The 10,755-nt window shown below is 45.4% G+C and carries 10 protein-coding genes; 6 read left to right on the top strand and 4 right to left on the bottom strand.

What is annotated here, in order from left to right; translation table 11 throughout:
• Positions 1-131 precede the first annotated feature (131 nt).
• Together RRU94_RS22405 and RRU94_RS22400 are read left to right on the top strand one after the other, a co-directional pair.
• Positions 132-581: a DUF6376 family protein gene (locus tag RRU94_RS22405; protein WP_315693061.1), complete on the top strand. Its 450-nt coding sequence runs from the start codon at positions 132-134 to the stop codon at positions 579-581.
• A gap of 156 nt (positions 582-737) precedes the next feature.
• Positions 738-2,807, top strand: coding sequence for an amidase family protein (locus RRU94_RS22400; RefSeq protein WP_315693060.1), 2,070 nt, complete (start codon positions 738-740; stop codon positions 2,805-2,807).
• Between the two features lie 48 nt (positions 2,808-2,855).
• On the opposite strand, the gene trhA is transcribed toward RRU94_RS22400, so the two are convergent.
• Positions 2,856-3,500: a PAQR family membrane homeostasis protein TrhA gene (trhA, locus tag RRU94_RS22395; RefSeq protein WP_315693059.1), complete on the bottom strand. Its 645-nt coding sequence runs from the start codon at positions 3,498-3,500 to the stop codon at positions 2,856-2,858.
• A 138-nt stretch (positions 3,501-3,638) separates the two neighbouring features.
• On the opposite strand from trhA, the gene RRU94_RS22390 reads away from it, so the two are divergent.
• The gene (locus RRU94_RS22390) at positions 3,639-4,190 is read left to right on the top strand and encodes a DUF1836 domain-containing protein (RefSeq protein WP_315693058.1); all 552 of its coding nucleotides are present in this window, start codon (positions 3,639-3,641) and stop codon (positions 4,188-4,190) included.
• A 76-nt stretch (positions 4,191-4,266) separates the two neighbouring features.
• On the opposite strand, the gene RRU94_RS22385 is transcribed toward RRU94_RS22390, so the two are convergent.
• The 3 genes from RRU94_RS22385 to cidR form a co-directional block, all read right to left on the bottom strand.
• Positions 4,267-4,641: a hypothetical protein gene (locus tag RRU94_RS22385; RefSeq protein WP_315693056.1), complete on the bottom strand. Its 375-nt coding sequence runs from the start codon at positions 4,639-4,641 to the stop codon at positions 4,267-4,269.
• A 13-nt stretch (positions 4,642-4,654) separates the two neighbouring features.
• Complete coding sequence (locus tag RRU94_RS22380; RefSeq protein WP_315693055.1) at positions 4,655-5,185, bottom strand: acyl-CoA thioesterase; 531 nt, start codon at positions 5,183-5,185, stop codon at positions 4,655-4,657.
• 146 nt (positions 5,186-5,331) lie between these two features.
• Entirely contained in the window at positions 5,332-6,228 is an 897-nt protein-coding gene (gene cidR, locus RRU94_RS22375; protein WP_315693054.1) for a cidABC operon transcriptional activator CidR, read from the bottom strand.
• A gap of 79 nt (positions 6,229-6,307) precedes the next feature.
• Between cidR and RRU94_RS22370 the strand changes: the two genes are divergently transcribed.
• From RRU94_RS22370 to RRU94_RS22360, 3 genes are all read left to right on the top strand, one after another.
• Positions 6,308-7,705 (top strand): sigma-54 interaction domain-containing protein, encoded by a 1,398-nt coding sequence (locus RRU94_RS22370; RefSeq protein WP_315693053.1) that lies wholly within the window; start codon positions 6,308-6,310, stop codon positions 7,703-7,705.
• Between the two features lie 330 nt (positions 7,706-8,035).
• Positions 8,036-9,358: an aminotransferase family protein gene (locus tag RRU94_RS22365; RefSeq protein ID WP_315693052.1), complete on the top strand. Its 1,323-nt coding sequence runs from the start codon at positions 8,036-8,038 to the stop codon at positions 9,356-9,358.
• Positions 9,358-10,752, top strand: a complete 1,395-nt coding sequence (locus RRU94_RS22360) for an NAD-dependent succinate-semialdehyde dehydrogenase (RefSeq protein ID WP_315693051.1) — start codon at positions 9,358-9,360, stop codon at positions 10,750-10,752. Before RRU94_RS22365 ends, RRU94_RS22360 begins: the two co-directional genes overlap by 1 nt.
• Positions 10,753-10,755: the final 3 nt, after the last annotated feature.

Here is a 10,755-nt window from a genome sequence, read left to right as displayed (position 1 = left end):
CAGCCTGCTTTCTTATTTTGTCTACACCCTCATTCACCGGCTCAAAGCCGGTGAATTTTTTTGTGAAAGAAATGAATCCATTTGCTTGTATCATTCGTATACTAGATAACGAAGAAACGGGAGGAAATGACATGATGTTAAAATGGGCCGCGGCTGCCGGGCTGTCTGCTATTCTATTAAGCGGGTGCAGCCTGCTCGACCAAGCCAATGATACGTTAACCTATGCCAATGATATATCAGGCTTTTTAGATGAAACACAGCAGTTTGCGAGTGATATTCCGGCGCTGCTTGAAAATGCTGCATCAAATCCAAGCTTGATGGAGGATGCGCAAGGACAGCTTGAAAACATGCAGCAGGAAATTGACCAGGTACAGCAAATGGAAGCGCCGGTCATTGCGGAAGGCGTGCATGAAAAGCTCCTTGATTACAGTGCACAGCTTGAATCAGGTTTAAATGAAGTAAACAGCAAGATCGAAAACGGTACACTTGACCCGGCTGCTCTTTTAGAAAATACGGAACTGTTAAAGACGGTCCAGGAACTTCAGGAGCTCCGGAATAATATAGAAAAGCTCGGCCAGTAAAACAAGCGCAAATCGATTTGCGCTTGTTTTTTTTATTTCCTCCCAATCAAGTAGAAATGGCTTTCTTTAAATCATGTGAGGAAATATTACATGAAAAGAGAAATGAGAACTTGAATTTGCTAATTTAAAAAGTAGATAGCTAGAGGAGGAGATGGCATGAAGAAACAAAGTAAAACAGCTGCACTGTTTACAGCAAGTATTACTATGGGGCTGAGCGTGTTTGCGACAACAGCGGGAGCCGAGTTTTCAGATGTAGAAGGACGGCTGGCAGCAGAAGTAACAGAAGCAAAAGAGCGTGGTTTAGTCAGCGGATACATAGATGGCACATTTAAACCGAAGCAGGCTGTGACGAGAGGGGAATTTGCCCGGCTCGTTGTAGCTGTATACGAGTCAGCCGGTGGAGAGGAGCTGCCAGACGGTTCCTCGGAAACATTTAAAGATGTTCCTGCCGCGAGCACATTAGGACCCGCGATTTTAAAAGCGGCGGAAAAAGGCTGGATTGCTGGTTACAGCGACGGAACATTCCGGCCAAACGAGCCGGTTTCACGCGAGCAGGCTGCCAGAATTTTAGCCGAAACCGCGGAGCTTGCGTCTGCAGCCGAATCGTTCAAGGATGTGAAGGATGACGGGGCGTTTGCCGGTTCGATCGGAGCGGTTGAAAGAGCTGAATTTATGTATGGCGACACGAACGGCAAGTTCAATCCAGCCTTGCATATGACACGTGAACAATCTGCCGCAACCATTTTACGGCTGTTTCACTTTCTCCAAAAAGAACTGGTTGAGCAGTTCGATATAGAAGAAGCAACCATTGCTGAAATGAGTGCCGCGATGGAAGAAGGGAAATTGACTTCAGAAGAGCTGGTCCGTTTTTATTTGGATCGTATCGAAAAGTTTGACCAGCAGGGGCCAAAGATCAACTCAATGATCTCCGTGAACGCACAAGCGATCGAAACCGCAAAACAGCTTGATAGAGAGCGGGCAGAAGGAAAAATCCGCGGAGCGCTGCATGGCATTCCTATTGTATTAAAAGATAATTATGACACAGTCGATATGCCAACTACAGCTGGTTCCTTATCATTGGAAGGATCGATGGCACCGGATGATGCTTTCCAGACAGCAAAGCTGCGTGAGGAAGGTGCCGTCATTATCGGCAAAGCAAACCTGCATGAATTTGCTTTCGGCTTTAATACATACAGTTCATTGGGCGGGCAGACTTTGAATCCGTATGACCTAACACGTTATCCCGGCGGCTCAAGCGGCGGAACCGGTGCTGCTGTTGCTTCAAACTTTGCGGCAGCAGGGCTGGGAACAGATACAGGCGGTTCGATTCGGGTACCGGCTTCTTTCAACAACCTGGTTGGAATCAGGCCGACAATGGGTCTTGCCAGCCGGGATGGCATTATTCCACTTGCACTGACGCAGGACACGGGCGGGCCGCTGGCTAGAACTGTGGAAGACGCGGCTGTTGTGCTGGATGCAATTGTTGGTTACGATGAGGCGGATCCGATCACGGAAAAAAGCAATGGCCATATTCCGGACAGCTACACTGATTACCTGGATGAAGATGGGCTAAAAGGCGCGCGGATCGGCGTTGTCAAAGCTCTGTTTGGAGAAGACGAGCAGATTATTGAAGCGACCGAGCAGGCGATTGATGATATGGAAGCGCTCGGAGCGGAGGTAGTAGATGTGACCATTCCAAACCTGGATAAAATTATGGCTTACCCAAGCTTAAGCTCCTATGAGTTTAAATTTCAGTTAAATGATTATTTAGCTTCGCTTGGAGAAAATGCACCTGTAAAATCGCTGAGTGAGATTATCGCGAGCGGAAAATATCATCCTGCAATGGAAGAATCAATGAAAGCGCGTGATGCGAAAGTATCTCTAGAAGAAGATGCCACTTATCAGGACATCATCGTAAATCGTCCTAAAATGACGACTGAAAGTTTAATGGAAGTGTACGAAGAACAGGATATAGACGCTTTAGTGTATCCAACTTCAGCTATACTGCCGCAAAAAATTGGCGGTGATCAGGGCGGCGGGCCGAATCCTAAATTAAGCCCATTCTCAGGCTATCCAGCAATGTCGGTTCCAATCGGATTCAGTGATGAAGGACTGCCGATTGGCATGGAGATGCTTGGCACAGCGTTTAGCGAGCCGACGCTGATCAAGCTTGCTTACTCGTATCAAGAAGGAACAGAACACCGTCAGGCACCGGACTTTGAATAAAATCGGACAAAACCACGGGACTCACGAGCCCGTGGTTTTTTATTAGCGTTAAAGAACGTAAAGAAACACAGCCCAAAAGTGAGCGAGGCTGCCGAGCAAAATAAAAATGTGGAAAATTTCATGAAAGCCCATCTGTCCAAATTGCATCCAGGACGGCTTGAGCCCATAAATGATGCCGCCGATCGTGTAAAAAATGCCGCCGGCTATAAGCAGGGCGAGACCGCCGGTTTCCATGCTTGAAGAAAGCGGGGAAAAAACAAACACGGCCATCCAGCCCATGAATACATATAGAACGGTTGACAGCCATCTCGGACAGGTGAACCAAATCATTTTAAACAAAATACCTAAAATAGCTGAAGCCGAGACGATCCAAAATAAAATCAATCCGGCCCGGTTATGCAGGCTGATCAAGCAAAAGGGTGCATAAGAGCCGGCGATGAGCACGAAAATCATCGAATGGTCTAAGCGCCTGAAAAAGGCAATCACCGCGTCAGACGCGATAACGGAGTGATAAAGCGCAGAAGCTGAGTACAAAAGAATTAAGCTGATGCCAAAGGCCAGCACAGCTAAAAGCGTAAGTGCAGAGCCGGTTGTAGAAGCCTTGAGCAGCATCGCAGCAAGGGCAGCTACAGATAAAAACGCTCCAAACCAGTGAGTAAGGGCATTGATGGGTTCGCGAATAAGAGAGGTCATAAACGTTCCTCCTGTTACATGTAGTTTTAATAACTATATAATATGATACTGTTATTATGTTATATAGTCAAGTTTTACATGTGGAGGATATTCCCTTATAATAAAAGTAATATTACGATCTAAAAAGCAGGTGTTTATGTGGGAAAACTGACAGACGTTTTAAATGAACTTCATCTTGATAACCAGTTGACACCGGATAAGATACCGAGTATTGACTTATACATGGACCAGGTTATTCAATTATTCGAACGAACATTTGAAAGCTCGACGCGGAATGAAGAAGAAAAAGTATTAACAAAAACGATGATCAACAACTATGCAAAAGGAAAACTGTTGTTTCCTATTCAGCAAAAAAAGTATTCGAAAGAGCACCTGCTGCTGATCAGCCTCATTTACCAGCTGAAAGGCTCATTGTCGATCAATGACATTAAAACAACACTCTCCGGCATTAATGAGCGGATCGGTGACATTGATTTGGATTCTTTTTATGAAGAATTTTTAACGATAGCGGCTGATAACGTAAAGCATGGAAGGGCGGATATTGCCGGCCGGATCGAGGATATTACGGCTCGTACCGATGAGCTTGGCCAGATTATGCAGATCCTGGCTCTTGTTCATATGAGCAACATGTACCGCAAAACAGCAGAAAAGCTGGTCGATCAGCTGGCAGAAAAAAAGAATCTCTCGTAAAAGGAGATTCTTTTTGCTTTTTGAATACAAGCCTGCTGAAAAACAAAAAAACCAGGAAGAGTCCTCCTGGTTCTGATTATTTTACGCTTGATGCCCCGATAAGAGATTCGGGTGAACGGCCAAGAGCAAGCAGGCTGATTTTCGCATAGCCTGTGTCTTTAAATGAACGGAAAAGCTTTTTCAAGGCATCAATATGCTCATCGTTTTTCAGCGTTTGAACTTCTTTTTTATAAAGGCGAAGCACAGAGCTGTATGGAATATTTGGAATGCAGTCATCAGAATTTTCATCCATAATCAAGCAGCCCATATACTGATACTTTAACTGCAGTGAGCGTGTTAAGCCGGCCACATGAACGAATTTTTCACAAAGAGCAGGATAAGAATCCTGCAAGTCGACAAGCGCCGTTTTCGCTTCTTTTAATTCATCAATACTGCACAATGTTGCAATCATTCTTGTTCCTCCTTTATCTGTCCCATGGTTTTTTCAGTGTCATGTATTCAGCAAGTTCTTTGCTTTTTGTTCTGCGGATTTTACGCATTTCCGCACGGTCTTTTGCTGTTTCAAATAAAAACTTTTCTTCTTCGGTTTCAGGAATAACGCCAGGTACTTCGACAGGCTTTTTATCCTCGCCAATAGCTACAAAGGTTAAAAAAGCAGTGGCTGCAATACGGCGTTCGCCTGTGCCGATATCTTCGGCAATCACTTTACAGAACACTTCCATTGATGTCCGGCCTGTATAAGTAACGAACGACTCAACGCAAACCGAATCCGTTTCACGAATCGAATCTAAAAAGTCGATGGAATCGGTTGAAGCAGTCACGCACTGTTTTACGCGAGAATGGCGTCTTGCGGACAGGCAGGCAGCGCTGTCGATTTTTTTCATCAGCACACCGCCGAATAAAGTTTGATAATTATTTAAATCGCATGCCAATACTTGGTCGGTATGGACGATGCGGCTTTCACGTGTTTTGATCGCTTCTTTTACTGCGCTCATGGTTTTCAATCCTTCCATGTTGGAATCACGCTCTCAGTGTACGCCCGTTTACAATGTAAGTAAAATAGTTGTTTTTCATTTTCAGTATAGCTTTTGTCTATGTAAATGTTTTCATTCATAAATAAACAGCATAAAAGGAAGCGGCTTCATTGGGAAGAAGCCGCTTTTGAAAGCTCTTTCTTAGTAAATGACAGCCATTCCTTGGCTGCATAGGATAAATATTGATTTTTTCTCCAAATAATAGCCAGATTCCAATTAATCGATGGATTTACCACTCTCACTGTACAAACGTGATCGCTTAAATGCCGGCATATGCTTTCTGGAAGAAGGGAAATGCCAAGCTTTGAAGCGACCATTTCTTCGATAAATGACCATTGCGAGCTTTCAGAAATCACACGAGGCTGGAATCCGGCATCATTGCAGAAAGAAATGATCCGATCGTTCAGCGCAAAGTCTTTATTAAATAAAATAAAGGATTCGGATGAAAGTGATGCCAGATCGATTTCCGCACGTCCGGCAAGAGGATGGGATGTAGGGAGAACGAGCATTAAATCTTCTTCCATAAAGGCAAAGTGATGAAACAGTTCGTCTTGTGTAGGGAGAACAATCACGCCAACATCCAGCTCGTTTTGTTCCACGGCATCTTCAATAGATTTTGAACCTTCTTCTTTCAGCTGAAACGTAATACCAGGGTATTTTTCATGAAACAATCCGACGACCTTTAAAAAAAAGTGCGCATCAAAAATAGGCGGCAGGCCGATTCGAATGTGTCCGGTTTTCAGCTCCAGCAAATTATCGAGCTCGGTTTCCAGATTACGAAATGCTTTGTTAACAAGCTTTGCCTGCTCCAATAAAATTTTGCCTGCATCGGTGAGTACCAGCTTTTTGCGGGAACGGTCAAACAGTTCCACGCCAAGCTCCGCTTCCAGATTTTTAATCATCTTGCTGATAGTCGGCTGCGTGATAAACAAGTGATCGGCGGCTTTTGAAAAGCTGTTGAAATTTGAAACCTCGATAAAATATTGCAAGTGTTTAATATCCATTTGTTATTCATCCATTTCTTCCGTAGTCGCTCCATTTTTCATTTGATACAATAAAACAAAAAATGGAGTAGTGATTGCGATGGACCATACGCATCTAGAACTTGAGCTTGAAGCGATATTGCATGCATCCAATGATAATATCATTGTAACGGATGGTAATGGAATTGTGTTGCGCGCCATCAAAAACAGCGATGAATTTTACGGAGAATCATCGGAATCTATGATCGGCCGCTCCGTTTACGAGCTGGAACAAAGGAATATTTTTTCTCCGTCCGTTACCGTGAAAGTGCTTGAGCAGAGACAGGAAGTACAGCTTATGCAAAAAACAGCGGTCGGGAAAACGATCATGGCTAAAGGCATTCCTGTATTTGACCGTGAGGGGAACATCGTCCGTGTAATCAGCCTTTCACATGATTTAACAGAAATTCAAAAGCTCAAGGAAGATTATGAGAAGCTGCAGTCAAAAGTTGAACGTTACGAGTCGGAGATCGAAAAACTGCGTGAACAGGAAACAGCTTTTGGCCGTCTGGCCACAAACAGCCCGAAAATGAGAAAAGCACGTGAAACGATGCGGCGTGTGGCCTCGAGTGAAGCAACGGTTCTGCTTTCTGGGGAATCCGGAGTGGGTAAAACCATTTTTGCCCGGGCCATCCACCAGGAAAGCGGGCGGCATGACGGGGCGTTTATTGAAGTGAACTGTGGAGCCATTCCCGCAAGCCTGGCGGAATCGGAGATGTTTGGCTATGAGCCGGGTGCTTTTACTGGTGCAAGTCAAAGAGGTAAAAAAGGATTGATTGAATCTGCAGACAAAGGAACCTTGTTTTTGGATGAAGTCGGTGAGCTTTCGCTTGAAATGCAGGTGAAGCTGTTAAAAGTCCTTCAGGAAAAGGAAATCACAAAAATTGGATCCGTCAAAAGCACAAAAGTCGATTTTCGGCTCGTTGCTGCGACTAATCGTGACTTAAAACAGCTGGTGGAAAAAGGAGAATTCCGCGAAGATTTATTTTACCGCCTGCATGTTGTGCCGGTAGAAATTCCCCCGCTGCGTGAACGAAAAGAAGATTTTCCTATGCTTGTCGATCTGTTTTTAACACAGTTTAACCAAAAGTACAATAAAGCGCTGCGTCTTCATTCAGAGACAATGGCAAAATGTCTTTCATATCACTGGCCGGGAAATGTGCGGGAGCTTGAAAACACAATCGAACGCCTTGTTATTATGTCTGACCAGCCTGTGATTTCACCGGGCCTGCTGTCATTCCATACGGAAACGCCTGATCAGCCTGAACAATGGCCTTCTCTCTCCCTGTTTGAAGAGGGAGGAAAAACACTAAAAGAAATGATTGCTGATGTGGAAACGCAATGGCTGCGGCAAGCAGAAAAAAAGGGGCTTTCCACTTATCAAATGGCAAAAACATTAGGGATCAGCCAGCCGACTGTTGTCCGCCGGCTTCAAAAAATAAAAACCGATTCAAAATGAATTAAACTGATTCATTTTGAATCGGTTTTCGTTTCTTTTTTGATTCATTTTGAATCAAAAGAAATGACAAACGCGAATGTATAGCATATACAGCGGTTGGCACACTTCTTGCAATAAGTAAAACAAAGGAGATGCAAGATTTTATAAAAATATATTAAAATAACAAAATTTTATTTAACTAATATTGTAAGCGATTGCAATTAGAGGTATTTTTATTAATTTAAAAGGGTTTAAAGAAAGTTTGTTATAAAATCTGACAATAGTAATTTCAAAATTTAGATTTTTTGAAATAATAAATTCAAGTCATTTAAACACGGAAGGAAGATCGCAATGATTCAAGAAAAATCAAAATTACAGGAACTAGCAGAATTAGATAAAAAGCACTTTTTTCATCCTACCTCCGCTGTGAAATCACAGCAGGAAAGCGGGCCTGCTTTTATTTTCACAGAAGGAAAAGGCGTGTATTTGTATGATGAAAGCGGCAGAAAAGTAATTGATGGAATGTCTTCGCTTTGGAATGTAAATGTCGGCCATGGACGAAGAGAACTGGGGGAAGCAGCGTTAGAACAAATGTCAAAGCTTGCATTCAGTTCGTCTTTCGCTTCCTTTAGCAATGAACCGGCTATCCGTCTGGCGGCCAAAATCGCGGAGCTTGCACCCGGAGATTTAAATGCGGTGTTTTTCACTTCGGGCGGATCAGAAGCCAATGACACAGCTTATAAACTAGCACGCCACTACTGGGTGTTAAAAGGGCAGCCCGATCGCCAGAAAATTATCTCCAGAACAAAAGCGTACCATGGCGTCAATATTGGGGCGACCAGCGCAACCGGCTTAAAGCCATTCCGTGATTTTACGAATTCACTCGCGCCGGACTTTCATTACGCAGATCACATGTCTACAGAAGAGCTGCGCCGCGTTATTGAAGAAGAAGGGCCGGAAACGGTGGCTGCATTTGTGGCTGAGCCCGTTCAGGGTGCAGGCGGCGTTCATATTGCGCCGGACGGATATTTCAAAGAGGTGCGCCGCATTTGTGACGAATATGGCATTTTGTTTATCACAGATGAAGTCATTACCGGCTTCGGCCGCACGGGTACATTTTTCGGTATTGAACACGATGAAGTTGTCCCGGATATGATGTGTTTTGCAAAAGGGGTTACAAGCGGATATGCACCGCTTGGCGGCGTCGTGTTTTCTGAGTCTCTTTATAAAGAAATGGGTGATCTTTCTACAGGCACGCTTCTGCATGGATACACATACAGCGGACATCCAATGGCCTGTGCTGTTGCTTTAAAGAACATCCAAATCATTGAGCAGGAAGGGCTTGTTGCGAATGCAAAAAGAATGGGAGCGGAGCTGCTGAAAGGATTTGAGACGATCAAAGCAGAGCGTTCTATTGTCCGCAGCGTACGGGCACGCGGATTAATGGGTGCGATCGAACTGGCCACGCCAGCCGGTAGCGAGCCGCTTGCGCCAACAGTGGTGGCCGAGGCAGCAAAGCATGGATTGATTTGCCGGTCCGTCACATTTGATGGGCAGGACACGCTTGTGTTTGCACCGCCGCTGATCATTAACGAAATAGAAATCAAGGAACTGATTGTAAGCTTAAATACGGCTTTGCAGGAAATAGAAAAGGTAATGGGAAGTGAGGGATAATGATGAACGCAGCCGCTGTTGACATCATCGAAGTGATCAACCCGGCAACCGGCCAAATCGTTGGCCGGGTGCCAAAACAAGGACGAAAGGAAGCGAAGCAGGCAGCAGACGCTGCGTACAATGCTTTTTCGGAATGGGCAGGGCGGACAGCGGAAGAACGCAGCGTTCTTTTAATGAACTGGCACCGCCTGATCAGCCAGTCAGAGAAGGAACTCGCAGAGCTGATGACAAAAGAGCAGGGAAAACCGCTGAAAGAAGCCCTCGGAGAAATCCGGTATGCGAACAGTTACATTTCCTGGTATGCGGAAGAAGGGAAACGCCTGTATGGGCAGACCATTCCGGCTTCAGACCGGAACAAGCGCATTATCGTTCAAAAGCAGCCAGTCGGCGTAGTTGCAGCGATTACACCATGGAATTTCCCGGCCGCCATGATTACCCGGAAAGTGGCACCGGCGCTTGCAGCCGGATGCACGGTCGTTGTAAAGCCATCTGAATTCACGCCTCTGACTGCCTTCAAGCTGGCCGAACTGGCTTATGAGGCAGGCATTCCCCGTGATGTGCTTGCTGTTGTAACGGGCGATCCAGCAGAAATCGGTGATACATGGATGGAAGACGGCCGTATCCGTAAGCTGTCTTTCACGGGTTCGACGAGTGTTGGTAAGCTATTGATGAAAAAAGCGGCAGATACGATGAAAAAGCTGTCACTAGAGCTTGGCGGCCACGCTCCCTTTATCGTGATGCCGGATGCGGATCTCGATCAGGCCGTTGAAGGACTGGTTGCCTCGAAATATCGCAATGCAGGACAGACGTGCATTTGCACAAACCGTGTATTTGTTCATGAGTCATGCGCCGAGGCGTTTACAGGAAAACTCGCTGAGGCCGTTTCAAAGCTGAAAGTAGGAAATGGGCTCCATGCTGGTACCGATATCGGTCCTGTTATTAATCAAGCTGCCCTCGAAAAAGTAAGGGGTCACGTGGAAGACGCTGTTTCGAAGGGAGCTGTTCTTCTTTCTGGCGGCCGTGAGCACGGGGAACAGGGGACTTTCTTTGAACCGACAGTGATTGCCCGCGCAACAGATGATATGCTGTGCATGAAGGAAGAAACGTTTGGCCCACTTGCTCCTGTCGCCACGTTTCAAACGATGGATGAAGTGATTCGCCGGGCGAACAATACGCCATACGGATTAGCCGCTTATCTATACACGAAAAATCTGTCCGATGCGATCCGGATCAGTGAAGGGCTTGAATATGGAATCGTCGGAATCAATGATGGACTGCCATCTGTGAGCCAAGCGCCATTCGGCGGCTGGAAACAAAGCGGGCTTGGCCGTGAAGGCGGGCATTATGGGCTCGATGAATACGTGGAAGTAAAGTACATTTCTATGCATCTTTGAAAA

The sequence above is a fragment of the Domibacillus sp. DTU_2020_1001157_1_SI_ALB_TIR_016 genome, assembly GCF_032341995.1.
Taxonomy (GTDB): Bacteria; Bacillota; Bacilli; order Bacillales; family Domibacillaceae; genus Domibacillus; species Domibacillus indicus_A.
Note: the sequence above shows the minus strand (reverse complement) of the source record. Positions and strands in the feature narration are given on the sequence as shown.